Source organism: Piscinibacter sp. (assembly GCF_047600445.1).
In the GTDB taxonomy this organism is placed as follows: Bacteria; Pseudomonadota; Gammaproteobacteria; order Burkholderiales; family Burkholderiaceae_C; genus Piscinibacter.
The window spans coordinates 2,433,896-2,460,680 of sequence record NZ_JASGKT010000002.1 but is presented as its reverse complement, the minus strand read 5'-3'; the positions used below and the strand labels follow the sequence as shown (position 1 = coordinate 2,460,680).

Below are 26,785 nucleotides of genomic sequence, written 5' to 3'. Positions count from 1 at the left end.
CATGCAGGACATCCTGATCAACTGGGCACCGCAGGAAACGCGCGTCGCCATCGTCGAGAACGGCGCGGTGCAGGAGCTGCACGTCGAGCGCGCGCTCGAGCGCGGGCAGGTCGGCAACATCTACATGGGCCGCGTGGCGCGTGTGCTGCCGGGCATGCAGTCGGCCTTCGTCGACATCGGGCTGGAGCGTGCCGCCTTCCTGCACGTGGCCGACGTGCACGTGGCCGGCCAGCCGCACGCCGGCTCGCGCGGCGACGCCGCGCAGCCCACGCCGATCGAGCGTCTCGTCTTCGAAGGCCAGACGCTGGTGGTGCAGGTGATCAAGGACGCCATCGGCACCAAGGGCGCGCGGCTGTCGACACAGATCAGCATCGCCGGGCGGCTGCTGGTGTTCCTGCCGCAGGACGACCACATCGGCATCTCGCAGAAGATCGGCTCGCCCGAGCTGCGCGAGCAGTTGCGCGCGCGCATGAACCGCCTGGCCGCCACCGCCGACGGTTCGCCCACCGGCGGCTTCATCCTGCGCACCAACGCGGAGGACGCCGGCGACGACGAACTGGCCGACGACATCGCCTACCTGCGCAAGACCTGGGCCGCGGTGCGCGAGCGCGGCTTCGCCTCGCCGCCGGGCACGCTGCTGTACCAGGACCTGAGCCTGGTCGAGCGCGTGCTGCGCGACCTGGCGCACGACGCCACCGGCGCGATCCGCATCGACTCGAGGATGCAGTTCGACATCCTCAAGGCCTTCGGCGACGAGTACACGCCCGGCTCGGCGGCCAAGCTCGAGCACTACAAGGGCGAGCGGCCGATCTTCGACCTGTTCAACATCGACGCCGAGATCGCCCGCGCGCTGGCGCGGCGCGTCGACCTGAAGAGCGGCGGCTACCTCATCATCGACCAGACCGAGGCGCTGACGACCATCGACGTCAACACCGGCGGCTTCGTCGGCGCGCGCAACTTCGACGACACCATCTTCAAGACCAACCTCGAGGCGGCGCAGGCGATCGCGCGCCAGCTTCGGCTGCGCAACCTCGGCGGCATCATCATCATCGACTTCATCGACATGGGCCGCGAGGAGCACCAGGGCGCCGTGCTCGCCGAACTGCGCAAGCAGCTCGCGCGCGACCGCACCAAGGTGACGGTCAGCGGCTTCACGCAGCTCGGCCTGGTGGAGATGACGCGCAAGCGCACCCGCGAGAGCCTGGCGCACCTGCTGTGCGAGCCTTGCCCCACCTGCGCCGGCAAGGGCCAGGTGAAGACGGCGCGCAGCGTGTGCTACGACATCCTGCGCGAGATCCTGCGCGAGGCGCGCCAGTTCAACCCGCGCGAATTCCGCGTCATCGCCAGCGCGGCGGTGGTGGAGATGCTGCTCGACGAGGAGAGCCAGCACCTGGCCGGCCTGTCGGAATTCATCGGCAAGCCGATCTCGCTGGCGGCGGAGGCGACGATGAGTCCGGAGCAGTACGACATCGTGCTGTTGTAGCGGGATAGAGCCAGCAGCAGAGGGAGCAAGATGGCACATGCCTCCGAGTCAGTGGCGATCTACTGGGACTTCGAGAATTTGCATGCGAACCTAGTGGATCAGGCGCACGGTCAGGGCGCCTATCTGGCCAGCCGATTCCGACCGCAAGAGGAACTGGTCGATGTTCAGACTATCGTCGAGTACGCGCTTTCGCTCGGGCCGATTGCGATCAATCGTGCGTTCGCCAACTGGGTGTCCTTCAATCGATACAAGCAGTCTCTCCTGCAGGCCGCTATCGAACTGATCCAGGTCTTCCCGCCAGGCGCCAATGCGAAGAATGGAGCCGATATCAAGCTTTGCCTGGACGTGATGGAGGACATGGTTCGGTTCCCTCACATCGGAACCATCATCGTGGTCGGTGGCGACAGCGACTACATGCCCCTGTCCTACAAAGTGAAGGCGGCGGGGAGAACTCTCGTGGGCATCGGCAGCCGTCGTGGGACGAACCAGCATTGGGCGCGCAGTTGCCATGAGTTCAAGTTCTATGAGGGTTTGCTCGCGCCCGCGGTGCCGATTGCCGAGGTTGTGCCTACGGTACAGCCACCAGCCGAACCCTCAGAGCCAATTGCCACGGGCGATGCGGTCGTGACGTCGATCGAGCCTGCGGCGCCGGGAGTCGAGTCAGCGGATGAGCCTGGGCAAGCAGTTACACAGTTGGAGGAGATGCGAATGCTCCTCGATGTCGCGGAGACCGAAGCCGCGCAGCGCAAGGCCGGCCGCGAACTCGTGGGCAAGGCCATCGCGCGGCTCGTGCAGAATCGCGGGGAGACGTGGATTCAGAAGGCGCGATTGAGGCCGTTCATCCAACGCATCGACTCGACCTTTCACGAGTCGAGCTACGGGTTCGCAACCTTCAACGAGATGCTTGCGTCGATGAACGATCTCGTCGAGGTCCGGCGGGGCGAGTTCGATCACGAGTTGCGTCTTCGGCCTGCCACATCGGGACCAGTGTCGTAGTGGGTGAACTGCTCTCGATTCGCTCACCCCTTCGCCTTCGCCACCCGCCCCAGCAGGAAGAACTCCGGATTCGGCTGCATCGACACCAGGTTGGCCATGCGGTTGGACAGCCCGAACAGCGCGGTGATGGCGCCGATGTCCCAGATGTCCTCCTCGGTGAAGCCGTGACCCTTCAGGGCCGCGAAGTCGGCCTCGTCGACTTCGGCCGAATGCAGGCAGACCTTCATCGCGAAGTCGAGCATCGCGCGCTGGCGCGGTGTGATGTCGGCCTTGCGGTGGTTCACCGCCACCTGGTCGGCCAGCAGCGGGTTCTTCTCGTAGATGCGCAGGATCGCGCCGTGCGCCACCACGCAGTACAGGCAGTGGTTCGCGCCGCTGGTGGCCACGACGATCATCTCCTTCTCGCCCTTGCTCAGGCCCGAAGGGCGCAGCATCAGCGCGTCGTGATAGGCGAAGAAGGCGCGGAACTCGTCGGGCCGGTGCGCCAGCGCGAGGAACACGTTGGGCACGAAGCCGGACTTCTCCTGCACCTCGAGGATGCGCCGCCTCACGTCGTCGGGCAGCGTCTCGAGGGCGGGCACGGGGTAGCGCGAGATGGCTTGATTCATGCAAGGCTCCTGGGGCTTTCGGATTATGGATACAACCGGTCAAGGTTTCCCGGCAGGCGCCGGTGCCGGAGGTGCGACACTTGCCGATTGAGCGGCGCGCCCCCCCGCAGCGCAGTGAACTCCCGCATCGCGGTCGACTCTCTTTCCCATGCTGACAAGAAGAAACCTGATCGCCGCCGGCCTGGCCGGCGCCGGCCTGCCCGCCTTCGGGCAATTCCGCGTCGAGATCTCGGGCGTCGGCGCGACGCAGGTGCCCATCGCCATCCCGCGCTTTCGCGACGAAGACAAGCTCTCGCAGCAGGTCTCGGCGATCGTGCGCGCCGACCTGGAGCGCAGCGGCTTCTTCCGCCCGGTCGATGCCGGCAGCGCGGTGCTCGACGAAACCGCCCGCCCGGCGATGAGCGAGTGGCGCGCGCGCAGCGTCGATGCGCTGGCCGCCGGCTCGGTGCAGCGCCTGGCCGACGGCCGCGTCGACGTGCGCTTCAAGCTGTGGGACGTGGTCAAGGGCAGCGATCTGGGCGGCCAGGCGAGCGCGGTCGACCCGGCCGACCTGCGCCTGGCCGCGCACCGCATCGCCGACTTCATCTACGAGAAGCTCACCGGCGACCGCGGCGTGTTCTCCACCCGCATCGCCTACGTCACGCGCGGCGGCGGCCGCTACACGCTGCGCGTGGCCGACGCCGACGGCGAGGGCGGCCAGGTGGCGCTGAACAGCCCCGAGCCGATCATCTCGCCGGCCTGGAGCCCCGACGGGCGCGAGCTGGCCTATGTGTCGTTCGAGAGCCGCAAGGCGGTGGTCTACGCGCAGGAGGTGATGAGCGGCAAGCGCCGGGCCATCGCCAACTTCCGCGGCTCGAACAGCGCGCCGGCCTGGTCGCCCGACGGCACGACGCTCGCCGCCACGCTCTCGCGCGAGGGCGGCTCGCAGCTCTTCCTGATGGACCGCCAGGGCGGCAACGTGCGGCGCCTGACCAGCAGTTCGGCGATCGACACCGAACCCTGCTTCGCGCCCGACGGCCGCACCGTCTACTTCGTCAGCGACCGCGGCGGCGGCCCGCAGGTGTACCGCGTGGCGGTGGGCGGCGGCGGCGCCGAGCGCATCACCTTCGCCGGCGGCTACAACATCAGCCCGGCCGTCAGCCCCGACGGGCGCACGCTGGCCTACGTCACGCGCCAGGGCAACGCCTTCAAGCTGCAGACGCTCGACCTGTCCACGCCGGGCGCGCAGCCGGCGGCGCTGACCGACACCAGCGACGACGAGAGCCCGAGCTTCGCCCCCAACGGCCGGCTGATCGTCTACGCCACGCGCGCCGGCGGGCGCGACGTGCTGATGACCACCACGCTCGACGGCCGCATCAAGGCGCGGCTCGTCTCCACCACCGCCGACGTGCGCGAGCCCGCCTGGGGCCCGTACGGCCGCTGATTCCTTCGCAAACACGACCCTCAAGGAGAATCCTCATGAACACGACGTCGATGAAGCACCTGCCCAAGATCGCCCTGGCCGCGCTGGCCGCCGCCGTGATGGCCGGCTGCTCCTCCAGCGTGCCGCTGGACGACAAGAAGGGCGGCGCGCCGGTCGAGTCGCGCACCCCCGGCACCGGCGCGGGCGGCGCGAGCGCCGGCGCGGCGCAGAGCGCGGTCACGCCGGTCGACCTGACCAAGACCGACACCGCCGCGCAGGGCAACCTGCCGCGCGTGGTGTACTTCGACTTCGACAGCTACGTCGTCAAGGACGAGTTCCGCCCGACCGTCGAGAGCAACGCCAAGGTGCTTGCCGCCGACCGCAAGAAGAAGGTCACCATCGAAGGCCACACCGACGATCGCGGCGGCCGCGAGTACAACCTCGCGCTCGGCCAGAAGCGCGCCGAGGCGGTGCAGCGCTCGCTGGCGCTGCTGGGCGCCGGCGCCGACCAGATGGAGGCCGTGAGCTTCGGCAAGGAGCGCCCGGCCGTGCAGGGCAGCGACGAAGCGGCGTGGGCCAAGAACCGCCGCGCCGAGCTGGTCTACCGTTGAACCCGGGAGCGATGCCGATGTCGGCCTTCACGCGGACTCTCGCCGGGCTCGGCCTGGCCGCCCTGGTCGGGTTGGCCGGCCTGGGCGCGCCGCCGGCGCGGGCCGGCATCTTCGACGACGACGAGGCGCGCCGCGCCATCCTCGACCTGCGCCAGAAGCTCGAGGCCAGCAACGAGGCCAACCGCGCCAAGCAGGCCGAGCTGAACGTGCAGATGGCCGACCAGCTCTCGCAGCTCAAGCGCGGCCTGCTCGACCTGAACAACCAGCTCGAAGCCGTGCGCGGCGAGCTGGCGCGCATGCGCGGCCAGGACGAGCAGCTCGCGCGCGACGTCGCCGAGCTGCAGCGCCGCTCGAAAGACGCGCAGACCGGCATCGACGAGCGCATCCGCCGGCTCGAGCCGGTCAGCGTGACGCTCGACGACAAGCAGTTCCTCGCCGACCCCGAGGAGAAGCGCCAGTACGACGAGGCCTTCGCGCTGATCCGCCAGGGCGACTTCGGCGCCGCCGGCGCGGGCCTGTCGGCTTTCCTCAAGCGCTATCCGCTCAGCGGCTACGCCGAGTCGGCCACCTTCTGGCTCGGCAACGCGCAGTACGGCCAGCGCCAGTACAAGGACGCGATCGCCTCGTTCCGCTCGCTGCTGAGCCGCAACCCGGCGCACGCCAAGGCGCCCGAGGCGATGCTGGCCATCGCCAACTGCCAGATCGAACTGAAGGACAGCCGCGCCGCGCGCAAGACCATCGGCGAGCTGGTGCAGGCCTATCCGAAGTCGGAAGCCGCGCAGGCCGGCCGCGAGCGCCTTGCCTCGCTGAAGTAGCCGCCGCCGGGCCGCGCGGCGGGGCGGCGCCGGGCGCTGCTTAAAATCGGTGCATGCAGGACATCGACATCGCGGCCCTGAGCCGCACCGTGCTGTGGGCCGCGTTCGCGCTGGCCGTGGTCTTCGGCGCGATCGCGCAGCGCACCCACTTCTGCACCATGGGTGCGGTCTCCGACATCATGACGATGGGCGACTGGGCGCGCATGCGCATGTGGGTCGCCGCGATGGGCGTGGCGATGATCGGCTTCAACGCCATGGTGGCGCTCGGCTGGCTGAGCGCGGCCGACACCATCTACGCCGGGCCGCGCTTCATCTGGCTCTCGGCGCTGGTGGGCGGCGCGCTGTTCGGCTTCGGCATGACGCTGGCCTCGGGCTGCGGCAGCAAGACGCTGGTGCGCATCGGCGGCGGCAACCTCAAGTCGCTGGTGGTGTTCTTCGTGCTCGGCCTGGCCGCCTTCGCGACCATGCGCGGGCTCACCGCGGTGCTGCGCGTCGACACGGTGGACAAGGTGGCCGTCGAGTTCGCCGCCGGCCAGGACCTGCCCTCGCTGCTGGCCGGCGCCACCGGCATCGCCAAGGGCACGCTGGCGGCGCTGCTGGGCATCGGCCTGGGTGGCGCGCTGCTGGTGTGGGCGCTGGCGCGCCGCGAGGGGCGCAGCGCCGACAACCTGCTCGGCGGGCTCGGCCTGGGGGCGGTGATCGCCGCGCTGTGGTGGGTATCGGGCCGGCTCGGCCACGTCGCCGAGCACCCCGAGACGCTGCAGGAAGTCTTTCTCGCCACCAACTCGCAGCGCATGGAGTCGCTGACCTTCGTCTCGCCCTTCGCCTACACGATCGACTGGCTGATCTTCTTCAGCGACAAGAGCAAGGTGCTGACGATCGCCATCGTCACGACGGTGGGCGTGGTGCTCGGCTCGGCGCTGGTCGCGCTGGCCACGCGCAGCTTCCGCTGGGAGGGCTTCCGCGACGCGCGCGACACCGCCAACCACCTGATCGGCGCCGCGCTGATGGGCGTGGGCGGCGTCACCGCGATGGGCTGCACGGTGGGGCAGGGGCTGTCGGGCCTGTCGACGCTGAGCCTGACCAGCTTCGTCGCGATCGCCGCCATCATCGCCGGCGCGGTGGCCGGGCTGAAATACCAGTTCTGGCTGGTCGAGCGCTCGGCATGAGCGCCGCGGCGCCGCCCGCCGCGGCGGATAGCGCCGAGCTGGAGCGGCGTTTCGGCGGCCTGCGGCGGCTTTACGGCGAGGCCGCCTACGCGCGCATCCGCGCGGCGCGCATCGCGGTGGTCGGCGTCGGCGGCGTGGGCTCGTGGGCGGCCGAGGTGCTGGCGCGCAGCGGCGTGGCCGAGCTGACGCTGGTCGACCTCGACCACGTGGCCGAATCGAACGTCAACCGCCAGGTGCAGGCGCTGGGCGCGACGCTGGGCATGGCCAAGGTGCGCGCGCTCGCGCAGCGCTTCGCCGACATCCATCCCGGCTGCCGCGTGCACGAAGTGGAGGAATTCGCCGCCGCCGACAACTGGCCGGCGCTGCTGCCGCGGCCGGTGGACGTGGTGATCGACGCCTGCGACCAGTTGCGCGCCAAGCAGGCGATGGCGGCATGGGCGATCGAGACGCGAGCGCCGCTGGTGGTGGTGGGTGCGGCCGGCGGCAAGCGGCGGCCGCAGGCGGTGGAGGTGGCCGACCTCGCCGAGGCGACGCACGACCCGCTGCTCGCCGCGCTGCGCCAGCGCCTGCGCCAGCAGCACGGCGCGCCGCGCAAGGGCGCGATCGGCCTGCGCTGCGTGTTCTCGCGCGAGCCGGTGGCGACGCCGGCCGGCGCCGAGGCCTGCGACGTGGAGGGCAACCTCCACTGCCACGGCTACGGCTCGACGGTGAGCGTGACCGCGACCTTCGGCATGGTGGCCGCGCAAGTTGCGCTAGAATGTGCGGCTGTCGGCACTGAGCCGACGCCCCGCAGCGCGCCGCTATAATGGCGGGCTTTTCCAGGTGCTAGCGGGTCGTTAGCTCAGTCGGTAGAGCAGCGGACTTTTAATCCGTTGGTCGCAGGTTCGAATCCTGCACGACCCACCACCGAAGGTGGCAAGAATTCGGGCTCTTAGCTCAGTTGGTAGAGCAGCGGACTCTTAATCCGTTGGTCGTAGGTTCGAATCCTACAGGGCCCACCAAACAGCTCAACGGGAAAGACGTTGAAGATCAACGGCCTAGCGGCGACGCTAGGCCGTTGTGCTTTGTGCGTGAAGAACAGGCTTGCAGCGCTGCGTGAGCAGCAACGCGAGTGACATCAAGCGGCCCGCAGCGGTAGTCCGACGAGGCGCTCCAGCGCCGGAATCGAGAGACCGTCGACGGTATCAACGACGGCAAGGCCAGTCGGCGTGCAATCAAAGGTCGCGAGGTCGGTGTAGACGCGCTTCACGCACGCGACACCGGTCAGCGGGTATGTGCAGCGCTCGACCAGCTTGCTTTGGCCGGTCTTGGTCAGCAACTCCATCATGACCCAGGTTTGCTTTGCACCAATCGCAAGATCCATCGCGCCGCCAACTGCCGGGATGGCGCTCTTCTCGCCGGTGCTCCAGTTCGCAAGGTCGCCCTGGGCAGACACTTGAAAGGCACCCAGCACGCAGATGTCCAAATGACCGCCACGCATCATTGCGAAACTGTCCGCGTGATGAAAGAACGCAGCTCCCTTGAGCTGAGTCACTGGCTGTTTTCCGGCGTTGATCAGATCGTAGTCTTCGTCACCGGCCGCGGGCGCGGGCCCCATGCCGAGGATCCCGTTCTCGCTGTGCAGGACGACCTCCATTCCTGGGGCGAGATGATTCGCAACGATGGTCGGCATACCGATGCCGAGGTTGACGTAGGCCCCGTCATGGATGTCGCGCGCGACGCGCTGCGCGATCTGATCCTTGGTTCGAGCGACGTAGCTCATACAGCCACTTTCTTGAAGCCGCCTGCAATCGTCGCTTGCCGCGAAATCCGCACCAGGCGCGACACGAAAATACCCGGCGTCACGACATGTTCGGGGTCGATCGCGCCCAACTCCACCAATTCATGCACGGTTGCTACCGTCTTGCGCGCAGCCGTCGCCATGATGGGTCCGAAATTGCGCGCCGCCTTTCGATAGACCAGGTTGCCCCAACGATCGCCGCGATCGGCTTTGATCAGTGCGAGATCGGCATGCAACGGCCGCTCGAAAACGTACATGCGACCGTCGATCTCTCTTGTCTCCTTGCCCTTGGCCAACTCAGTTCCATAGCCTGTCGGCGTGAAGAATCCACCGATCCCAGCGCCCGCAGCGCGGATACGCTCGGCGAGATTCCCTTGCGGGATCAGTTCCAACTCAATGGCCCCACGCCGGTATAACTCATCGAAAACCCAGCTATCGGCCTGGCGAGGAAAGCTGCAGATGATCTTGCGGACACGCCCCGTTTTCAATAGTGCAGCCAAGCCGGCATTGCCGTTGCCTGCATTGTTGTTGACGACCGTGAGATCGCGCGCGCCCTGTGCGATAAGCGCCTCGATCAATTCTTGCGGGATGCCGGCTGTTCCGAACCCTCCGATCATGACGGTCGACCCGTCGCGCACTTCACCGAGGGCTTCGGCAACGGAGAGTGCCACCTTGTCAATCATCTGCGGTCCAACTGAAGAGTGCGGAAATGGCGAGCGAGTTGAGGTGGTGGCACTGACGCAGCCGCGCAGCCGCTCATGATCGTAGTGGCACACTCACTTCTTGCCGAGGCTCTCGGCGAGTTCGTCCCAGCGCTTGGACGCAAGGGCCATGGCCTGCAGCTTCACATGCCCGAAGCCGCGGACGCTGGCTGGGATCTGCGCGATCTGCGTTGCAATGGCCACGTCGTAGCTGCCCGAGGACTCGACCAGCGAACGAGCGAAGTCCATGTAGCGGTCGCGCCAGGCGCGCTCCTGCCGGCGCTCGGCATTGCGGCCGAAGGGGTCGAGCGGCGTTTCGCGCAGCCACTGCATGCGTGCCAGAACCGCCATGGGCCAGCGCATCCACTGGCCGAACGGGCGCTTGCGCGCTTCCTTCCCCGCGCCGAGCGTGGGTGGGGCCAGGTGGTACGTCAGGCGCACGCCTTCACCGAACTCGGTCGCGATGGACTTGCGGAAGGCCTCGGAGACCAGCAGACGGGCCACCTCATACTCGTCCTTGTAGGCCATCACCCGGTAAAGCTGCGTCGCCAGCACGGTCGCCAACTCCTGCGGCAGCGCGCTTGCGGCCTGTTGCGCCAGGGTGCGGTACTTGCGTGCGTAGGACGCATTCCAGTACCCCCGCAGCCGGTTCGCGCGATCCTCGATCAGTTCGGGCAGCGATGGCGGGTGGGCTGTTTGCGCCGGCGTGGCGAGCAGCCGGCCGGCCAGCGCCGGGTCGCCGGCCAGATGGCAACCCAGCCGGAACGCTTGAAGGTTTTTGGCGACGGCGGTGCCATTGAGGGTGATCGCCTTCTCCAGGCTCGCGCGCGAGAGCGGCACCCGCCCAGACTGCCACGCCACGCCAAGCAGCACCAGGTTGGCGAAGATCGCATCGCCGAAGGCGCGCGTGGCGATGCGGGCGGCCGGCAACGAGATGACGCGCTCTTGCTGCACGCGGCTGCGCAGGCGTGCCAACAGATCGTTCAACGGCGTGGCCCAGTCCCGTGACTTGATGAACGCCGAGGTCGGTGATCCGTCCTCATTGACGATGGCCAGGCTTTGCGCATGCAGGCGGGAGAGCGTGGCGCTGCTGCCCGCCACCACGGCGTCGGCGCCGATCAGCAGGTCGCATCGGCCTGCGGCCACCTTGGTCGCGGAGATGTCGTCGTCGGCCGCGGCGATCTGGACGTAGGAGTAGACGGTGCCGCCCTTCTGCGCCATGCCGGCCATGTCCATCACGCGGGCGGCCTTGCCTTCGAGGTGAGCGGCCATGCCCAGCAGCGCGCCGATGGTCACGACGCCCGTGCCACCCACGCCGCCCACGATGATGCGCACCGGGCCGGCCGGTTCGGCGATGCGCGGCGCCTCGGGCCAGCCCTCGGCCACGCCATCGAAGGATTGCGCCGGGCGCTTGACGTCACGGGTGTGGACGGTGACGAAGCTCGGGCAGAAGCCCGCGACGCAGGTGAAGTCCTTGTTGCAGCTGCTTTGGTTGATCCTGCGCTTCGTGCCGAGCGGCGTCTCCACCGGCTCCACGGACAGGCAATTCGACTGCCTGGAGCAGTCGCCGCAGCCCTCGCACACTTCGCTGTTGATGAAGGTCCGCAGCGCGGGGTCCGGGTACTCGTTGCGCTTGCGCCGGCGCCGCTTCTCGCTCGCGCAGGTCTGCGCATAGATGAGTGCCGTCACACCGGGCACGTCGCGAAGTTCGCGCTGCACCGCGTCCAGTTCGCTGCGGTGCCGGACCGCGACCCCGGGAGCAATGCCTTCGTCCTCGCTCAGCAAGCTGGGCTCATCCGTGACGATGATCTGCTGCCCGACGCCTTCGGCAGCCAGTTGGCGGGTCAGTTGCCCGACGCTGAGCTGTCCGTCGACATGCTGCCCGCCGGTCATGCCCACGGCATCGTTGTAGAGGATTTTGTAGGTGATGTTGACCTTGGCCGCAACGGACTGCCGGATGGCCAGGTAGCCCGAGTGGAAGTAGGTGCCGTCGCCCAGGTTGGCAAAGACGTGGCGCTCCTTGGTGAAGGGGGCCGCCCCGACCCAACTGACGCCTTCGCCCCCCATCTGAGTGAAGGTCTCGGTGCCGCGGTCCATCGTCAACGCGAGGAAGTGACAGCCGATCCCGCCAAGCGCGCGGCTGCCCTCGGGCAGCATGGTCGATGAGTTGTGCGGACAGCCGCTGCAGAAGTACGCCTTGCGCTCGGCAATGTCGATCACGCGGCGGGATTCTTTCTCCGCTTGTTCGAGGCTCTGCAAGCGCTGCGTGATCAGTTGCCGCAGGTCCTCGGGCAGTTCGAGGCGCAGGAAGCGCGCTGCCAGCATCCTGGCGATGGGCTCGGGTTGCAGCTCGTAGTGGCTGATGAGCGGTGCGTCTTTGGTGGGCGTGCTCCATTCGCCCAGGCCGTCGGCCGACTTGCCGACCACGCGCGGCCGTGCGTGGTCGGGCAGGGCGTATAGCTCGTCCTTGATCTGCGCTTCGAGGATGGGCCGTTTCTCCTCGACCACGATGATGTCGCACAGGCCGTGGGCGAACTCGCGCAGCCCATGCGGTTCCAGCGGCCAAATCATGCCGACCTGGTACAGGCGCAGGCCGAGCCGCCTTGCCGGCTCCCCTTCCAGACCCAGGATGCGCAGCGCCTCGACCGTATCTAGGTAGCCCTTGCCGCTGGCCGCAATGCCGATGCGCGCCTGCGGGCTGTCCCACATCACCCGGTTGAAGCGGTTGGCACGCGCGTAGGCCAGCGCGGCCGGCAGCCTGTGCCGGTAAAGGCGCTCCTCCTGGGCCAGCGATACATCGGGCCAGCGGATGTTCAGACCACCGGGCGGCAGCGATGCCGCGGGTGCAAGCACCGGCCGCACGCGGTCGAGCGCCACATCCACGGACGCCGAGGTCTCCACGATCTCGCTCACCAGCTTCATGGAGGCCCACAGTCCGGCGCTGCGGGACATGGCGACCGCGTGCGCACCGAAATCGAGAACCTGCTGGACCGATGTGGGGTAGAAGATCGGGATGCCGCAGCCCACCATCACATGCTCGGACTGGTGGGGAATGCTGGAGGACTTGCACGAGTGGTCGTCACCGTAGAGGGCGACGACACCGCCATGCGCGGCGGTTCCAGCGAGGTTGGCGTGGCGCAGCGCGTCGCCTGAGCGATCGACGCCCGGCCCTTTGCCGTACCACCACCCGACGACGCCATCGAACTTCGCCTGTCCCGCCAGGTGCGCCTGCTGCGTGCCCCACACGGCGGTGGCCGCCAGATCCTCGTTCACGCCGGGCTGGAACACGACGTCGTGGGCGTCGAGCAGCTTGCCGGCCTGCCACAGCGCACTGTCGAAGTTGCCGAGGGGCGATCCGCGGTAGCCGGAAAGAAAGCCAGCGGTCTGCAAGCCGTTGCGGGCATCGCGCCGCTTCTGTGCGAGCGCCAGGCGCACCAGCGCTTGGATGCCGGTCATGTACGCCATGCCTGCGTCGCACAGGTATTTGTCCTCCAGCGCGGCGGGCTTCTTCGCGGCGGCCATGGGCAGTTCGGCGGTGGTGCCGGTGTTCATCGTGTGTCTCCATTCGGGCCGGACCAGGCCGCGATTCTTCGTTCCCGCCTTCTCCGCACCCATACGGCGCCGGGAAAAACTTGTTTACGCCGAACGCAACAATGATGCTTGGGCATGGGTGCCTGCCACTGGCAACCCGCGGACGCAGGGCTCATGTCGGTCAATCACCGTTCTGAAAATATGCCGCGTCCTCCTGGAGCCTTGGGGAGATCCTTCGGCCAACCCACTCCAGCCACACGCGGGTCCTGGCATCCATGAAGTGTCTGGACGGCATCAGCGCATAGACACCGATGTCGGGCGAACGCCAGCCGGGCAACACCCGTTGCAGTCTCCCCGCGCGCACCGCGTCGATGACGGAGAACAGGGGCAACAAAGTGATGCCGGCCCCCCTCAGCGCCACGTCCAGCAACACTTCCGGCGTGTCCGCGACGAGCTGCCACTGGAGCGGGAAAATGCGCGCTTGCGCGCTGCCGGTCTTCAGGCGCCACTCCGGCGCGATGGACGGGTTGATGAGGCGTAGACAAGCATGCTGCGATAGCTCCTCGGGACTGGATGGCGTCCCGCGTCGGGCGAGGTAGCCCGACGCTGCACAAAGCACCGCGAAAGTCGTGCCCAGCCTGCGCGCGACCAGGCCGGAATCAAGCAGCGACTCGGCAAGGTACAGGCTGACATCCACGCCGCGCGTGAGCATTTCGGGGAAGTATTGCGAGGTGCTGTAGTTGACCTTCAGGCCCGGGTAGCTGGCACAGAAGTCGGCCAGTATCGGCGCCACATAGTGCTGTCCGAAGCTCGCCATGCACTGGACACGCAGGCGGCCTTGCGGCTTGGAGGCGGTTCCCGATGCGTTGGCTTCGGCCTCGTCGATCAGGCCCAGGATCTCGCGGCATCGCTCCGCGTACTCGGCGCCGGCATCGGTGAGAGCGCGGTGGCGGGTCGTGCGCTGCAACAGCTTGGTGTTCAATCGCTTCTCCAGGTCGGAGACCAGCCGGGAGACCTGCGCCGTGGTCAAGTCCATTTGCTCTGCGGCCGCGGTGAAGCTGCCGCTTTCGACCACGCGCATGAAGGCGCGGATGGCATGGACGAGACCCGACTCCAGGCTCTTGCGCATTACCCGGTCGCCTTGTCCGGCACGTCACTGAAGTGAGGGTGCTTGCAGTCGCCCTGGGGACTTCTGTTCATAGAATGGTTCCGTGCAAAGGATCCCCAGCGACCTGAACCTCCTCGTCGCGCTGGAAGCGCTGCTGCAGGAGCGCACGGTCACCCGGGCGGCCGCGCGGCTGCACATGTCGCAGCCGGCCATGAGCAACGTGCTGGCGCGCATGCGCCGGGCCTATGGCGACCCGCTGTTCATCCGCGTCGGCGCGTGCATGGAGCCGACGCCCTTCGCGCTGGCGCTGGCCGAGCCGGTGGCCCAGGCGCTGGACATCCTGCGCGAAGGCGTCGAGCGCGTCACCGGCTTCGACCCCGCACGTTCGAAGCGCAAGTTCACGCTGCTGATGCCCGACATGGGCGTGGCGATCGTGCTGCCGCGTCTGCTGCTGCACCTGTCGCAAGTGGCGCCCGATGTCGCGCTCGACGTGCCGCAGGTGCAGCTGGCGGACCATGCGGCCCAATTGCAGGACGGCCGCGCCGACCTGGCGATGCAAGGCCAGACTCACGCGTTCCAGCAGCGCTTCTACCGGCGCAGGCTCTGGCGGCACGACTGGATGTGCATCGCGCGACAGGACCATCCGCTGCTGCGCGACGGCATGGACCTGGACGCCTACACGGCCTGCAAACACGTCCGCGTGCACTCCGGCGCGGTCGAGATGGCCGCCATCGACGACACCCTCAAGAAGCTGGGACGCGAGCGGCGCGTCGCACTCGAGATCTCGAGCTGGCTGGGCCTGGAGGCCCTGGTGTCGCAGACCGATTGCGTGGGCACGGTGTCGCGCACGCTGGCCACGCACTGGCAGGCCGTTGCGGGCCTGCAGGTCCATCCGCTGCCCTTCGACGTGCCGCCGACGTCGGTCTACCTGTTCTGGCACGAGCGCTTCCATCATGACCCCGGCAATACCTGGCTGCGTGGCGTGATCGCCGACCTGTTCAGCCGCCCGGAAGCCGCCTAGACGCCGGCGTTGCGCAGCAGTGCGGACTGCGCGCCGGAAGGGACGGCTCGTGCCGGCTTGAGCAGGAAGTGGGCGAGCGCCGGCACCAGCACCAGCGCGCCGAGCATGTTCCACAGGAACATGAAGGCCAGCAGCAGGCCCATGTCGCCCTGGAACTTGATCGGGCTGGCCACCCAGGTGATCACGCCGCTGGCCAGCGTCAGCCCCGTGAACACCACCACCTTGCCGGTGAACAGCAGCGCGCGGCGGTAGGCCAGGTGCAGCGGCTGGCCGCGGCACAGCTCGGCCAGCGTGACGCTCAACACGTACAGCGCGTAGTCGACGCCGATGCCCACGCCCAGCGCGATCACCGGCAGCGTGGCGACCTTGACGCCCATGCCCAGCATCACCATCAGCGCCTCGGCCAGCACCGAGGTCAGCATCAGCGGCAGGATGGCGACCACCACCGCGCGCCAGGAGCGGAAGGCGACGAAGCACAGCACGCCGACCGCGCCGTAGACCAGGAGCAGCATCTGCGACCACGATTGCGCCACCACGCGGTTGGTGGCGGCCTCGATGCCGGCGGAGCCGGCCGCCAGGCGGAACTGCACCTCGGGTGTGTCGTGCAGCGCGGCGAAGCGTTCGACCTCGGCCACCACGCGGTCCAGCGTCTCGGCGCGGTGGTCCTTCAGGTAGGTGTAGACGGTCAGCAGGTTGCAGCTGTCGTTGTACAGGCCGCGCGGCGTGCGCGTGGTCACCATGTTCAGCATGTCCTGGTTCGGCAGCAACTCGTACCACTTGGGGTGGCCTTCGTTGAGCCCGGCGATGACGCGCCGGCTCAGCAGCGACAGGGAGCTGGTCGATTCCACGCCTTCCAGGCGGCGCAGATCCCATTCCAGCGCATCCACCTTCTTCAGCGTGTCGTACTGACCGCAGGCGCCGTCGGGGGTGGTCACCATCACGGCCAGCACGTCGGTGGACGCACCGTAGGCACTGCTGACGAAGGCGGCGTCGCGGTTGTAGCGGCTGTCCTGCCGCAGTTCGGGCGCGCCGGGGTCGAGGTCGCCGATCTTCAGCCGGGTGCTGAGCACGCCGCCGCCGGCACCCAGCAGCAGCGCCACGGCGATGGCGCCGATCGCCCAGCGCCTGGAGGTGAAGCGCTCCAGCAGCTCCCACAGCGGGTGGTGGCGCCCGCCGTTCTGGTGGGCGACTTCGTCGCGCAGGCTGCGCTTGGCAGCGGCCGGGTCCACGCCGGTGTAGCTCAGCAGGATCGGCAGCAGGATCAGGTTGGTGAAGATCAGCGCCGCCACGCCGATCGACGCCGCCAACGCCAGCTCGCGGATGACCTGGATGTCGATGACGGTCAGCACCGCGAAGCCCACCGCATCGGCCAGCAGCGCCGTCAGCCCGGCCATGAAAAGGCGCCTGAAGGTGTTGCGCGCAGCCTGCAACTTGGTCTCGCCGCGGCCGATGTCCTGCATGATGCCGTTCATCTTCTGCGCGCCATGGCTGATGCCGATGGCGAAGATGAGGAAGGGCACGAGGATCGAATACGGGTCCAGCGCATAGCCCAGCAGGCGCATCAGCCCGAGCTGCCAGACCACCGCCGTCAGCGAGGCGCCGAACACCAGCGCAGTCGAACGCCAGCAGCGCGTGTAGCCCCACAGCAGCGCTGCGGTGATCGCCATCGCGACGGCGAAGAAGCCGAAGACATCGCGCACGCCTTCGATCAGGTCGCCCACCAGCTTGCCGAAGCCGGTGATGTGCAGTTGCACGCCTTCGGACTGGTACTGGCTGCGCAGGGCTTCCAGCTTGTGGCCCAGCGCGGCGTAGTCGAGCGCGTGGCCGTTCGCGTCACGCTCCAGCAGCGGCGCGACGATGACGCTGGACTGGGCATCTGTGGCCACCAGCTGGCCGACTTCGCCGGAACGGGCGATGTTGGTGCGCAGTTGCTCCAGCGTGCGTGCCGAGCCGTCGTAGTCCGGCGGGATCACCGGCCCGCCTTCGAAGCCCTCTTCGGTGACACCGATCCAGCGCGTCGACGGCGTCCACAGCGACTTCATCTGGCTGCGATCCACGCCCGGGATCAGGAAGACCTCGTCGTTGATCTTGCGCAGCGTCTCCATGTAGGACGCCTGATAGATCGTGCCGCTGGCCGGCGCCATGACGATGCGCAGCGTGTTGCCCAGCCCGGCCAGATCGGCCTTGTGCTGCAGGTAGTTCTGGATGAACGGGTGCTTGGCCGGGATGGTCTTCTCGTAGCTGGCGTTCAGGCTCAGCTGGCTGGCTTGCCAGCCGAGCAGCAGCGTGACCAGCGCGCACAGCAGCAGCACCAGCCGCCGGCGGCCGAACAACAGCTGCTCCAGCCCCGCCTTGAAGCGGCTGGGCGCGGCAGCGTCGGTGGTGGTGGGCGGCGCGCTCATCGTGCCCCGCCCGATGCGGGCTTCAGATCAAGCGCGCCGCGGTTCGTCAGCAGCACCAGCCCGCCGGCCGGCAGCGGCAGCACGCCGTTGATCGGCGGCAGCGGCTGCGCATTCAGCGCCACTGCGGTGCCGCGTTCCCAGCGTTGCACCAGGCCGGCCTGGTCCACGGTGATCAGTTCGCCGTCTGGCGTGAGCGCCGAGGCGGTGACCGACGCGCGCGAACGGTTGGGCAAAGCCTCCCACGACCTGCCGTGGTCCGCCGAGTACAGCACGTGGCCCTGCAGGCCGGCCAGCCAGACACGCCCGGCGCTGCCGAGCTCGGCAGCGAAATGGCTGCCCTTGTTCGGCGGCTCCAGCCTGCGGAAGGATTCACCGCCGTCGCCGGACAGCAGCGCCAGGCCTTGTTCGCCGGCCACCAGCAACTCCGGCGCACGGTGGCGCACCGCATAGAGATGCAGGCCGTCGGGATTGTCCAGCCGGCCCATCAGCGATTGCCAGCCGGCACCGCCGTCACGCGAGCGCAGCGCGATGCCGTAGGCACCGACGACGATCAGATGGCGCGCATCGAGCACCACCAGGTCCAGCAGCGGCTTGTCGGCACCTTCTGCGACGAGGCGGCGCGCGTCCTTGGTCAGCACTGCGTCGTTGGCGGCGATGGCGGCCTTCAGCACCGTCTGCGCCAGCGCTGCGCCATCGAGTACCCGCGTCCAACTGCGCCCGCCGTCGCGGGTGGCCAGCACCACGCCGCCGTGGCCGGCGGCATAGCCGGTGTCGGCATCGGCGAAGCGCACTGCGGTCAGCGTGACGCTCACCGGCGTGGGCATCTGCTGCCAGCTGCGCCCGTCGTCCGTGGAGCGCAGCACGATGCCGCGTTCGCCCACCGCGACCAGTGCGCTGCCCGCCTGCGCCGCCGCCAGCAGCACCGAGCGCGAGGCCTGCGGCGTCAGCGAAGCCGCGCGCTCGACGGCGTCGGCGATGGAGGCATGGGCCCGGGCGACGCCGCAGCCGGCCACCAGCGCCGCCGCCATGATGCGGCGGCGGGTGGTCATCGCACGCCTTCGGCCGCCAGCGAGTCCGGCGTGAAGAAGCTGTCCGGAATGCGCGGCCGGATCGGGTACTGCGAGGGCTTCGACGCCGCCAGGCTGCCGGCATAGCCCGCGCCGGAGAGCAGGTCGTAGTAGCCGTAGCCCGCTACCATCACCGCCGGCACGTCGGGGGCGACGAAGTTGTGCACATACAGCGTGCGCCATAGCTGGCCCTTGGCATCCCAGCGGTCGGCCAGCACGCAGGTCCAGGTGTCCTCGTCGCAGTAGTACTTGCCGCGCGGCGCCTGATGGCGCTTGCCGGCGCGCAGCGTGGCCTCGACCACCCAGACGCGGTGCAGCTCCCAGCGCACGTGGTCCGGGTTCAGGTGGTTGCGCATCAGCAGATCCTTGTCCGACTCGGGCTGGAACTGCTTGTTGACGTTGTACGGCACCAGCATTTCCTTGCGGCCTTCGAGCTTCCAGTCGAATTGGTCGAGCCGACCGGCCCAGACCTCCACCTCGTCCGAGAACAGCACGCCGGACGACGACGCGTTCGGCGTGTCGCAGCACACGTTCGGCAGCTTGCGCACCCGCCGCTGGCCGGGCACGTACAGCCAGGTGTTGGTCTTGTCGCCGTCGATGTTCATGCGCAGCACGGTGCCTTCGCCGGCGCGGCTGGCCGGGCCGTTGAGCTGCAGGCGGGTCATCCAGAAATCGTTGCTCTTGGCGAACTGCTCGGGACTGCCGTCCTGGAAGAAGTACGGCGTCTGCAGGTCGATCGTCAGGCTCGAGGTCAGCACCGACTTGCCGTCGGTGGTCAGCACGTACTGGTTCAGGTAGGCGCGGTAGGTCGGCGCGCGCCAGCGCAGCATGTGGTTCCACATCACCTCCATGCCGTTCTGGGGGATGGGAAAAGGTACGCCGGCATAGGCGCCGACGAGCAAGTCGCCTTCCATGCGCGCACGCACGGTGTTCTTCGCCGTGTTGTCGTACACCCATTGCGGCGCGGCCGCAGTGCGGTGCGTCTTGTACACGTCGACGCGGTAGGTTTCGGGGTACTTGCGCAGCATCGCCAGCGTGCCGTCGGTCAGCTTGGCGGCATGCTGGTCGGCGTTCTTGGCGGTGATGCTGTACAGCGGCTTCTCGTCCTTGAAGGGGTCGCCGCGGCGGCCGTCCGGCTTGTCGCTCGGCAGCGGTGTCGTCAGGCCACCGTTCCACGCCGGGATGCTGCCGTCCTTGTTGCCGGCGCGCTCGGCGCCGAGCGGTGTCAGCGTGGTCTTCAGGCGCGCGGCCTCTTCGGCCGACACGGCCGCCCAGGCCGGCGGCACCAGCAGGGGGAAGCTCACCGCGCATGCGGCGGCCAGGCGGTTCAGTGCAAGCATGTCTCCTCCGGAAGCTCAGAAAGTGGTGCGCAGCGATGCGCTGATGAAGCCGCGATCCTTCAGCGACTGCCTGTATTGGGCGTTGCCGGCGTTGTCGAGGCTGGATCCGGTGGGTCCGTAGTAGCCGGTGTAGGTCAGCGACGCGAACCAGGTGTTGAGGTACACGGCGCTGAGGCCGATGTTGAAGTCACCGCCTTTTTTCACCGCGAAGGCCGGGCCGACCGCGCGCGAGCGGCCCCAGCCGTAGCTCCCGCCGACCGTTGGCGACAGGTCCACGCCGGGCCAGACCTGGCGGTAGGTAGGCGCGTACACCATGCGCATGGCGGCGGCCGTGCGGTCCGAGTTCGGGTTCAGGAACTCCTCGTTCCGGGTGACGGAGAGCACGGTGTTCACGGCGATCTCGCCGAGGAAGCTGGCTTCCTGTGCGAGCCAACTGGGGCCGAAGTTGGCGATCCACGACAGTTGAGCGTGGCCGGTGCGGCCGAGCGCATAGCCTGGGTCGCTCTTGTTGTTCCACTGCGTGCCCACGTTGGCGGCGGGCAGGATGCGCCGCGACGTGCTGGCCAGCGGCGCGTCGCTGCGCACCGAGACTTCGCCGGACAGGCTCCAGATGCCGAAGGTCTTGGCGAAGCTGGCGCCCAGGGCATAGGTGCCTTCGTGGTAGACCCATTGGTAAGTCTCGGCCCGCAGCGCCGGCGGGATGCCGCCCACCGTGGTGTACAGCGCCGCTGGGCTCGTCGGGTTGTAGCGGATCAGGTAGAAGCCGAAGTCCGTCTCGCTGGGCCGGTGTTGCCAGCGCAGTTGCATGCCGCCGCCCTGGCCGAACTTGTGGGTGGACGGCTCGATGTTGCCGTTGGACGTGAAGGCGCCCAGCGGGCCGGCATACAGGCGCTCGGTGCCCGGTCCCAGCACGTCGCTGCTGGACAGGTAGGCGCCGACCGGCATCAGCCGGGTCTTCTTCCATTCGTAGTCGATGTAGGCGCCCAGCGTCAGGTCTTCGTGCAGCCGCACTTGTCCGGAGAGCTTGCCCGTGGGCAGCACGGTCTCCTTGAACTGCGCGTTCGGCACGGACTGCAGCTTGATCACGTCGATCGGCGCCTGCCCGCCCGCGATGCCGTTCATGCCGAAGAACAGGCTCTCGCCCCACAGCATGGTGTGCCGGCCCAGGCGGACGGATGCCGGCTCGCCGGCAAGGTCGAAGCGGGCGAACACGAAGGCGTCCAGGATCTCGGCATCGCGGCCCATCAGGTTGCGCGTCTCGTGCGGGAACTGCGAGGACGGGATGTGGTTGGACGTGGTGGTGTGGTTGTCGTTGCCGCGGTTGTAGACCGTGTCGTACCAGCCGGCGGCGCTGACGCGCGCACCGACGTTGCGCCAGGTGACGTCGAACTCGCTCAATACGTCCAGCCGGCTGGACACCAGGCCGGTGTCGAAGTTGTTGTTGCCGTCGTCCTGGTTGATGTTGTTGGGGCCCAGCGTGACGCCGCCGACGATCGTCGTCGTCGACAGTTCCGGCAGGGGGTTCTGCATGCGCCGCGCGGCGCTGTACTTGACCGTGTTGTCCCAGCGTACCTTCAGGTCCGGGTTGCCGGTGTCGAACTCGAAGGCCTGGGCGTGGCAGGCGGCGACGGCGACCGCGGCGGCCATCGCCTTCGGCGCCGACAGGCGCTCGTTGCGTGCGGGTGATCGTTGCATCGGACTCTCCAACGTGTGTGTTGTTCGCTCTTCGTGGCTAGGACGCCACCACTGGGTTGCGCAGCGTGCCCAGCTGCGGCACGCTGACCTCGACCACGTCGCCGGGCTTGAGGAACAGCTTGGGGTTGCGTCCGTAGCCGACGCCGGCCGGCGAGCCGGTGGTGATGACATCGCCCGGGCTGAAGCGGTACCACTGCGAGAAGTAGGCGATGACCTGCGCCACGCTGAAGATCAGGTCCGAGGTATGGGCGTGCTGCATCAGTTCGCCGTTGACGCGTGTGCTCAGTTGCAGGTTGCCGGGGTCGGGCAGTTCGTCCTTGGTGACGATGCACGGCCCCATCGGGCAGAAGCTCGGGAACTGCTTGCCCAGGATGTTCAAGCCCGTCCTGCGCAACATGTCCAGCGCGTTGCCCTGCACTTGCAGGAAACCCGGCACCCAGTCGCGCGCCGACACGTCGTTGACCAGCGTGTAGCCGGCCACGAAGTCCAGCGCCTCGGCTTCGGTCACGCCGTGGCAGCTGCGGCCGATCACGCAGGAGAACTCGCCCTCCCAGTCGACCATCGCCGGCGCCTTGCGCGGCAGCACGATCGGGGATCCGCTGCCGGTCAGCGCGCTGGCGGCCTTGATGAACGCGGTGGGCTCGTCGTCCTGTTGCCTCTCCACCTTCATCTCGCGCAGGTGCTCGCGGTAGGCGGCGCCGCAGCTCAGGATCAGGCCGGGGTCGGGAATGGGCGGGAGCAGCTGCGCCGCAGCCTGCGGCAGCACCAGGCCCTGCTCCGTCAGTTGCGCGATGGCGCCGTGGCGGCCTGCTTCGACCTCGTCGAGCAGGCGGCGCACCAGCGCCAGGCCCGGCTCGCCGGCCTGCAGGATGCCCTTGACGCTGGTGGGCACCAGGTGGGCCTCCGGCACCCGCTCGCGCAGCCGCACCAGGTCCAGCAGGCCGTCGCCTGCGCAGTGCACGGCGGCATGAGCCTGCCCGTGGATGGCAACCGTGGCCAGCTTCATGCGGCGACCTCCTTGCCGAAGGCGGCATCGAAGGCCGCATGCATCCAGGCACTGTCGCGGTTGCTGATGCCCCACCAGTTGCCGTCCATGTCCTGCAGGCAGAACCAGGGAAAGCCGTCCTGCTCCTGCAGCGGGTCCACCTGCAGCAGGCCCTGCTCGTCCTTCAGCCGCAGCGCCGTCCGGTGAGCCCGCTCGACCTCGGCCGCGTTGGCGACCGCGACTTCCCAGCGGTTGTCGCGCGTCTGCTGCCGCGGCAGCGCGCCGATCTCGATGCAGGCGATGAAGAAGCCGGCGTGGTCGTGCCAGGCCTTGAAGGCCGGCACCGCGTGGCGCAGCGTGCGCAGCCCGAGGAATTCGCGGAAGAAGGTGCGTGTGGCCGGGATGTTGCGCAGCTCCAGCGTGCCGTGGGAAAGGCCTTCGCTGATGCCGTCGGGAAAGCGCTGGCGCGGCGCGGGTGTCACAGTGGACATGGGGGGGCTCCTGAGAGAGGCGATGGAGGAGTTCGGCGCGGCGCTCAGGCCACGTCGCCGAGATCCAGCGGACCGACCGGGCGCTTCGGAACGAACTGGAACTCCCACCAGTTCGAGTCCAGATCCTGGAAGTAGAAGGAATAGGCGCCGTGGTTGAACGAGGCCTCCTGGATCACGTCCAGGCCATAGGCTTCGCGGTTGGCGACGAGGCGCTCGCGCATCGCGTCGACGGCGCCCTTGGTCGCCAGGTCGATGCCCCAGTGGTGCAGCATGCGCTGCGGATTGACGACCTCGCCCTGGCGCACGTCGAGCATCAGCGGGCGCGACACGCCGCTCGGCATCAGGCGCGGATCACTGCGCACCAGCATGCGCCCGGGGCCGATCACCGCGCACTGCAGGCCCAGCATGTCCTCGTAGAACATGCGCGACTTCTGCAGGTCGCGGGCGATGACGACGGCGCCGACGATCTGGGTGCTGTCGATGGCCGGGCTCGAGGACTTGTACGGTGGCTGCTGGAGATCGACGCTCATGGCGCGGTCCTTTCTGGCAAGGAGGAGACGGAGGTCAAGGGGGTCAGCAATCGAGCACGAGCCGCTGGCCCGGACGGGCCCGCGAGACGCAGGTCTGGATGCGGTGCGCGCGCTCCTGAGCGCTGAGCACGTTGTCACGGTGATCGGCCTCGCCGGCCAGCAGCGGCACGCTGCAGATGCCGCAGATGCCGCTCTCGCAGTTGGCGCCGATGTCCACGCCATGCGCCTGCAGCACCTGCAGCAGGCTCTGGTCCTTGGACACCACCAGCACCCGGCCGCTGCGCGCCAGCTCCACCTCGAAGGGTTCCGCCGGCTCGGCGATGACGCGCGGGCCGAGCGCGCTGTTGAACAGCTCGAAGTGCACGTGGTCGGCCGGCCAGTCGGCGGCGGCCTCGCGCACCGCATCGATCATTCCCTTGGGGCCGCAGACATAGAGGTGCGTGCCGGGCACGAAGGCCGGCACCAGCATGCGCATGTCCATCAGCTGGCTGCCGGTGACATGCAGTCGCATGCGAGCCGGCGCCAGCGCGCAAAGTTCCTCGTGGTAGGCCATCTCGGCCAGGCTGCCGCCCAGGTAGTGGGCCTCGAAGTCCGCACCCTGCGACTGCAGCCGCCGCACCATGCAGACGATTGGCGTCACGCCGATGCCGCCGGCCATCAGAAGGCTGCGCCCGGCGCCTTCGTGCAGCGCGAACAGGTTGCTGGGCGGCAGGATCGTCAGCCGCTCGCCGGCATCGACGAAGTCGTGCATGAACTGCGAGCCGCCTTTGCCAGCCGGCTCGTACTTGACGGCGATGACGTAGCGGTCGCGCTCGGCCGGGTCGTTGACCAGCGAATAGGAGCGGTAGAACTTGGTGCCGGTCAGCACGTCGATGTGCGCGCCGGCGTCGAAGGCGGGCAGCGGCGATCCGTCGAGCGCCACCAGCTCGAACTCCTTGATGCTGGACGTCAGGTAGCGCGTGCTGCGCACCTGCACCACCATCTTCTGCGCCGCCGTGATCGCAGGCGCCGGGCCGAGGGCTTCCATCGCCAATGTCTCCGTTCTCTTTTTGCTTCTGAACGCTTGCATTTGCATGCGATTCAGAGAATGGCGCGGAGTGTAGGAAGCGGCTCGTTCAGCCGTCCAACGCAGATTGCTGATGATGACTATGCGGTTGCGAAATATCGGTAGTTACCCTGGAAATGAGTCGACGAAAGGCCGCCGGAGCCAGGGCGAGGGCCGCGCGGACACGGCGTGTGCTCGATGGCCTCGCTGTCCCTTTCTTGCCTGAAAAATGTTCCGAAATACAATCAGTTTTCGACTCTGGATGCCGCATTCCAGCCGCAGGCACACATGAAAGCTTCGTCGCCCAGGCGCTCCGTGACCAGCAAGTCCATCAAGCCGTCGGCCAACGACGATGCGCCGGTGGATCTGGACCTGGAGGATTCGCTGCCCTACCTGATCGCCCGCGCCGGCATGCGCATGGGCCTGGCTTTCACCGGCGAGTTGAAGCAGTTCGGTCTGACCCTGACGGAGTGGCGCGCCTGCGTGGCCCTGCTGCACCAGCCGGGCCAGCGCCTGCTGGAGCTGTCGGCGCACACCTCGGCCGACGTGTCGACGCTGTCGCGCAACGTCGACAGCCTGATCCGCCGCGGCCTGCTCAGCCGCGACCGCAGCAGCCAGGATGCGCGCGCGGTGGCGCTGAGCCTGACGCCGCAGGGCCTGGACGTCACGCGCCGCATCGTGCCGTTGGCGCAGTTGTACGAACGCGTCGCCACCGCCGGCATCTCGCCGGCGCAGCTGCAGACGCTGCGCGATCAGTTGCGCCTCATCTACCAGAACCTGGCGCTGCTCGAGCAGCGCGGCTGAGCGCTGCCGCCTCCAGCCGCAGGCTGATGGCGGCGATTGGCAAGCGGCGTGGCCGGCAGGCATCGACGGCCATGCCGCCGCCGAATGCGCGCTATCACTGAAATTCGTTCGACGCCGCGCACCCGCGCTCATAGATTGTTCGCCAGGGCCGGCGCCACGGCGGCGCGGCCGTGCATCACACCGTGCGGCAGCCGCCGCCTCGAGGAGACGACATGCAGGGAAAGATCGGTCTGGAAGAGCACTTCGCCATTCCCGAAACGCTGCAGGATTCCGCCGGCTTCGTGCCCGGCGACTACTGGCGGGAACTGAGTGCCCGCCTGCTGGACATCCACGACCGGCGCCTGCGCGAGATGGACGCGCACGGCATGGAGATGATGATCCTGTCGCTGAACGCGCCCGCCGTGCAGGCCGTGCCGGACCCGGCGAAAGCCTGCGAACTGGCGGTGCGCGCGAACGACTTCCTGGCCGAGCAGGTCGCCAGGCGGCCGGACCGCTTCCAGGCCTTCGCGGCGCTGCCGATGCAGGATCCCGAACGTGCGACGCAGGAGCTGGAGCGCTGCATGACGCAGCTGGGCTTTCGAGGCGCGCTGGTCAACGGCTTCTCGCAAGTCGGCACGCCCGACCGCGTGGTCTACTACGACGCGCCGCAGTACGCGGCCTTCTGGGCCGCGGCGGAACGTCTGGACGCACCCTTCTATCTGCATCCGCGCAATCCGATCGCCAGCTGTGCGCAGATCTACGACGGCCACCCCTGGCTGCTGGGCCCGACCTGGGCCTTCGCGCAAGAGACCGCGGTGCACGCGCTGCGCCTGATGGCGAGCGGCCTGTTCGACCGGCATCCGGCGCTGAAGATCATCCTCGGCCACCTGGGCGAAGGGCTGCCCTACAACATGTGGCGCGTCGACCATCGCAATGCCTGGGTCAAGGCGCCGAAGACCTATCCGGCCAAGCGCAAGCTCTGCGACTACTTCCAGCAGAACTTCTGGCTCACCACCTCCGGCAACTTCCGCACGCAGACGCTGGTCGACGCGATGCTGGAGATCGGCGCGGACCGCATCCTGTTCTCCACCGACTGGCCCTTCGAGAACGTGGACCACGCCTGCCAGTGGTTCGACGACACCAGCATCAGCGAAGCCGACCGGGTGAAGATCGGCCGCACCAACGCGCTGTCGCTGTTCAAGCTCGAAGCGCGCTGAGGCGG

The 26,785-nt window shown here is 68.2% G+C and carries 23 protein-coding genes and 2 tRNA genes; 12 read left to right on the top strand and 13 right to left on the bottom strand.

What is annotated here, in order from left to right; translation table 11 throughout:
- Position 1: 1 nt before the first annotated feature.
- Positions 2–1,483: a ribonuclease G gene (rng, locus tag QM792_RS15715; protein WP_415151040.1), complete on the top strand. Its 1,482-nt coding sequence runs from the start codon at positions 2–4 to the stop codon at positions 1,481–1,483.
- A gap of 30 nt (positions 1,484–1,513) precedes the next feature.
- Positions 1,514–2,479 carry an NYN domain-containing protein gene (locus tag QM792_RS15710; protein WP_415151039.1) on the top strand — a complete coding sequence of 322 codons (966 nt, stop codon included), beginning with the start codon at positions 1,514–1,516 and terminating at the stop codon, positions 2,477–2,479.
- 23 nt (positions 2,480–2,502) lie between these two features.
- On the opposite strand, the gene QM792_RS15705 is transcribed toward QM792_RS15710, so the two are convergent.
- Positions 2,503–3,087, bottom strand: a complete 585-nt coding sequence (locus QM792_RS15705) for a peroxidase-related enzyme (RefSeq protein ID WP_415151038.1) — start codon at positions 3,085–3,087, stop codon at positions 2,503–2,505.
- Between the two features lie 148 nt (positions 3,088–3,235).
- Here QM792_RS15705 and tolB point away from each other — a divergent pair, with 148 nt between their 5' ends.
- The 7 genes from tolB to QM792_RS15670 all read left to right on the top strand — a co-directional run bounded on the left by tolB (position 3,236) and on the right by QM792_RS15670 (position 8,085).
- Complete coding sequence (gene tolB / locus QM792_RS15700) at positions 3,236–4,510, top strand: Tol-Pal system beta propeller repeat protein TolB (protein ID WP_415151037.1); 1,275 nt, start codon at positions 3,236–3,238, stop codon at positions 4,508–4,510.
- Positions 4,511–4,545: 35 nt separating this feature from the next.
- Entirely contained in the window at positions 4,546–5,100 is a 555-nt protein-coding gene (gene pal / locus QM792_RS15695; protein WP_415151036.1) for a peptidoglycan-associated lipoprotein Pal, read from the top strand.
- Between the two features lie 11 nt (positions 5,101–5,111).
- Entirely contained in the window at positions 5,112–5,915 is an 804-nt protein-coding gene (ybgF, locus tag QM792_RS15690) for a tol-pal system protein YbgF (RefSeq protein WP_415151644.1), read from the top strand.
- 53 nt (positions 5,916–5,968) lie between these two features.
- Positions 5,969–7,084: a YeeE/YedE family protein gene (locus QM792_RS15685; RefSeq protein ID WP_415151035.1), complete on the top strand. Its 1,116-nt coding sequence runs from the start codon at positions 5,969–5,971 to the stop codon at positions 7,082–7,084.
- Positions 7,081–7,890: a ThiF family adenylyltransferase gene (locus QM792_RS15680; RefSeq protein ID WP_415151034.1), complete on the top strand. Its 810-nt coding sequence runs from the start codon at positions 7,081–7,083 to the stop codon at positions 7,888–7,890. Before QM792_RS15685 ends, QM792_RS15680 begins: the two co-directional genes overlap by 4 nt.
- A 24-nt stretch (positions 7,891–7,914) precedes the next feature.
- Positions 7,915–7,990 (top strand) — tRNA-Lys (locus QM792_RS15675).
- A 19-nt stretch (positions 7,991–8,009) separates the two neighbouring features.
- Positions 8,010–8,085, top strand: a tRNA-Lys gene (locus QM792_RS15670).
- Between the two features lie 116 nt (positions 8,086–8,201).
- Here the strand turns inward: QM792_RS15670 and QM792_RS15665 are convergent.
- From QM792_RS15665 to QM792_RS15650, 4 genes are all read right to left on the bottom strand, one after another.
- Complete coding sequence (locus QM792_RS15665; RefSeq protein WP_415151033.1) at positions 8,202–8,846, bottom strand: 3-oxoacid CoA-transferase subunit B; 645 nt, start codon at positions 8,844–8,846, stop codon at positions 8,202–8,204.
- Positions 8,843–9,547, bottom strand: a complete 705-nt coding sequence (locus tag QM792_RS15660; RefSeq protein ID WP_415151032.1) for a 3-oxoacid CoA-transferase subunit A — start codon at positions 9,545–9,547, stop codon at positions 8,843–8,845. The genes QM792_RS15665 and QM792_RS15660 overlap by 4 nt, the downstream gene beginning before the upstream one ends.
- A gap of 93 nt (positions 9,548–9,640) precedes the next feature.
- Entirely contained in the window at positions 9,641–13,117 is a 3,477-nt protein-coding gene (locus QM792_RS15655) for an indolepyruvate ferredoxin oxidoreductase family protein (RefSeq protein ID WP_415151031.1), read from the bottom strand.
- Between the two features lie 160 nt (positions 13,118–13,277).
- Complete coding sequence (locus tag QM792_RS15650) at positions 13,278–14,225, bottom strand: LysR substrate-binding domain-containing protein (RefSeq protein WP_415151030.1); 948 nt, start codon at positions 14,223–14,225, stop codon at positions 13,278–13,280.
- 82 nt (positions 14,226–14,307) lie between these two features.
- On the opposite strand from QM792_RS15650, the gene QM792_RS15645 reads away from it, so the two are divergent.
- Positions 14,308–15,225 (top strand): LysR family transcriptional regulator, encoded by a 918-nt coding sequence (locus QM792_RS15645; RefSeq protein ID WP_415151029.1) that lies wholly within the window; start codon positions 14,308–14,310, stop codon positions 15,223–15,225.
- On the opposite strand, the gene QM792_RS15640 is transcribed toward QM792_RS15645, so the two are convergent.
- From QM792_RS15640 to QM792_RS15605, 8 genes are read right to left on the bottom strand one after another with little or no spacing between them, the layout of a single operon-like run.
- On the bottom strand, positions 15,222–17,627 hold the full coding sequence (locus QM792_RS15640; protein ID WP_415151028.1) for an efflux RND transporter permease subunit: 2,406 nt from the start codon (positions 17,625–17,627) through the stop codon (positions 15,222–15,224). The genes QM792_RS15645 and QM792_RS15640 overlap by 4 nt on opposite strands.
- A complete protein-coding gene (locus QM792_RS15635) occupies positions 17,624–18,676 on the bottom strand; it encodes a WD40/YVTN/BNR-like repeat-containing protein (protein WP_415151027.1) in 1,053 nt (350 codons plus the stop codon). Before QM792_RS15635 ends, QM792_RS15640 begins: the two co-directional genes overlap by 4 nt.
- Entirely contained in the window at positions 18,673–20,034 is a 1,362-nt protein-coding gene (locus tag QM792_RS15630; protein ID WP_415151026.1) for a DUF1329 domain-containing protein, read from the bottom strand. Before QM792_RS15630 ends, QM792_RS15635 begins: the two co-directional genes overlap by 4 nt.
- 15 nt (positions 20,035–20,049) lie before the next feature.
- Entirely contained in the window at positions 20,050–21,729 is a 1,680-nt protein-coding gene (locus tag QM792_RS15625) for a DUF1302 domain-containing protein (protein ID WP_415151025.1), read from the bottom strand.
- Between the two features lie 37 nt (positions 21,730–21,766).
- The gene (locus QM792_RS15620) at positions 21,767–22,735 is read right to left on the bottom strand and encodes a fumarylacetoacetate hydrolase family protein (protein WP_415151024.1); all 969 of its coding nucleotides are present in this window, start codon (positions 22,733–22,735) and stop codon (positions 21,767–21,769) included.
- Positions 22,732–23,205 (bottom strand): VOC family protein, encoded by a 474-nt coding sequence (locus tag QM792_RS15615; RefSeq protein WP_415151023.1) that lies wholly within the window; start codon positions 23,203–23,205, stop codon positions 22,732–22,734. Before QM792_RS15615 ends, QM792_RS15620 begins: the two co-directional genes overlap by 4 nt.
- A gap of 44 nt (positions 23,206–23,249) precedes the next feature.
- A complete protein-coding gene (locus QM792_RS15610; protein ID WP_415151022.1) occupies positions 23,250–23,735 on the bottom strand; it encodes a VOC family protein in 486 nt (161 codons plus the stop codon).
- Between the two features lie 43 nt (positions 23,736–23,778).
- A complete protein-coding gene (locus QM792_RS15605; RefSeq protein WP_415151021.1) occupies positions 23,779–24,762 on the bottom strand; it encodes a PDR/VanB family oxidoreductase in 984 nt (327 codons plus the stop codon).
- Positions 24,763–25,095: 333 nt separating this feature from the next.
- On the opposite strand from QM792_RS15605, the gene QM792_RS15600 reads away from it, so the two are divergent.
- Positions 25,096–25,584, top strand: coding sequence for a MarR family winged helix-turn-helix transcriptional regulator (locus tag QM792_RS15600; protein WP_415151020.1), 489 nt, complete (start codon positions 25,096–25,098; stop codon positions 25,582–25,584).
- Between the two features lie 212 nt (positions 25,585–25,796).
- A complete protein-coding gene (locus QM792_RS15595; protein ID WP_415151019.1) occupies positions 25,797–26,780 on the top strand; it encodes an amidohydrolase family protein in 984 nt (327 codons plus the stop codon).
- The last annotated feature ends 5 nt before the right edge of the window (positions 26,781–26,785 follow it).

Coding starts and splice junctions, on each gene's coding strand:
- QM792_RS15635 (WP_415151027.1), bottom strand. CDS start 18,676: ATGACCACCCGCCGCCGCATCATGGCGGCGGCGCTGGTGGCCGGCTGC.
- QM792_RS15630 (WP_415151026.1), bottom strand. CDS start 20,034: ATGCTTGCACTGAACCGCCTGGCCGCCGCATGCGCGGTGAGCTTCCCC.
- QM792_RS15620 (WP_415151024.1), bottom strand. CDS start 22,735: ATGAAGCTGGCCACGGTTGCCATCCACGGGCAGGCTCATGCCGCCGTG.
- QM792_RS15605 (WP_415151021.1), bottom strand. CDS start 24,762: ATGGAAGCCCTCGGCCCGGCGCCTGCGATCACGGCGGCGCAGAAGATG.
- QM792_RS15710 (WP_415151039.1), top strand. CDS start 1,514: ATGGCACATGCCTCCGAGTCAGTGGCGATCTACTGGGACTTCGAGAAT.
- QM792_RS15610 (WP_415151022.1), bottom strand. CDS start 23,735: ATGAGCGTCGATCTCCAGCAGCCACCGTACAAGTCCTCGAGCCCGGCC.
- tolB (WP_415151037.1), top strand. CDS start 3,236: ATGCTGACAAGAAGAAACCTGATCGCCGCCGGCCTGGCCGGCGCCGGC.
- QM792_RS15625 (WP_415151025.1), bottom strand. CDS start 21,729: ATGCAACGATCACCCGCACGCAACGAGCGCCTGTCGGCGCCGAAGGCG.
- QM792_RS15705 (WP_415151038.1), bottom strand. CDS start 3,087: ATGAATCAAGCCATCTCGCGCTACCCCGTGCCCGCCCTCGAGACGCTG.
- pal (WP_415151036.1), top strand. CDS start 4,546: ATGAACACGACGTCGATGAAGCACCTGCCCAAGATCGCCCTGGCCGCG.
- ybgF (WP_415151644.1), top strand. CDS start 5,112: ATGCCGATGTCGGCCTTCACGCGGACTCTCGCCGGGCTCGGCCTGGCC.
- QM792_RS15655 (WP_415151031.1), bottom strand. CDS start 13,117: ATGAACACCGGCACCACCGCCGAACTGCCCATGGCCGCCGCGAAGAAG.
- QM792_RS15660 (WP_415151032.1), bottom strand. CDS start 9,547: ATGATTGACAAGGTGGCACTCTCCGTTGCCGAAGCCCTCGGTGAAGTG.
- QM792_RS15615 (WP_415151023.1), bottom strand. CDS start 23,205: ATGTCCACTGTGACACCCGCGCCGCGCCAGCGCTTTCCCGACGGCATC.
- QM792_RS15665 (WP_415151033.1), bottom strand. CDS start 8,846: ATGAGCTACGTCGCTCGAACCAAGGATCAGATCGCGCAGCGCGTCGCG.
- QM792_RS15680 (WP_415151034.1), top strand. CDS start 7,081: ATGAGCGCCGCGGCGCCGCCCGCCGCGGCGGATAGCGCCGAGCTGGAG.
- QM792_RS15650 (WP_415151030.1), bottom strand. CDS start 14,225: ATGCGCAAGAGCCTGGAGTCGGGTCTCGTCCATGCCATCCGCGCCTTC.
- QM792_RS15685 (WP_415151035.1), top strand. CDS start 5,969: ATGCAGGACATCGACATCGCGGCCCTGAGCCGCACCGTGCTGTGGGCC.
- QM792_RS15595 (WP_415151019.1), top strand. CDS start 25,797: ATGCAGGGAAAGATCGGTCTGGAAGAGCACTTCGCCATTCCCGAAACG.
- QM792_RS15640 (WP_415151028.1), bottom strand. CDS start 17,627: ATGAGCGCGCCGCCCACCACCACCGACGCTGCCGCGCCCAGCCGCTTC.
- rng (WP_415151040.1), top strand. CDS start 2: ATGCAGGACATCCTGATCAACTGGGCACCGCAGGAAACGCGCGTCGCC.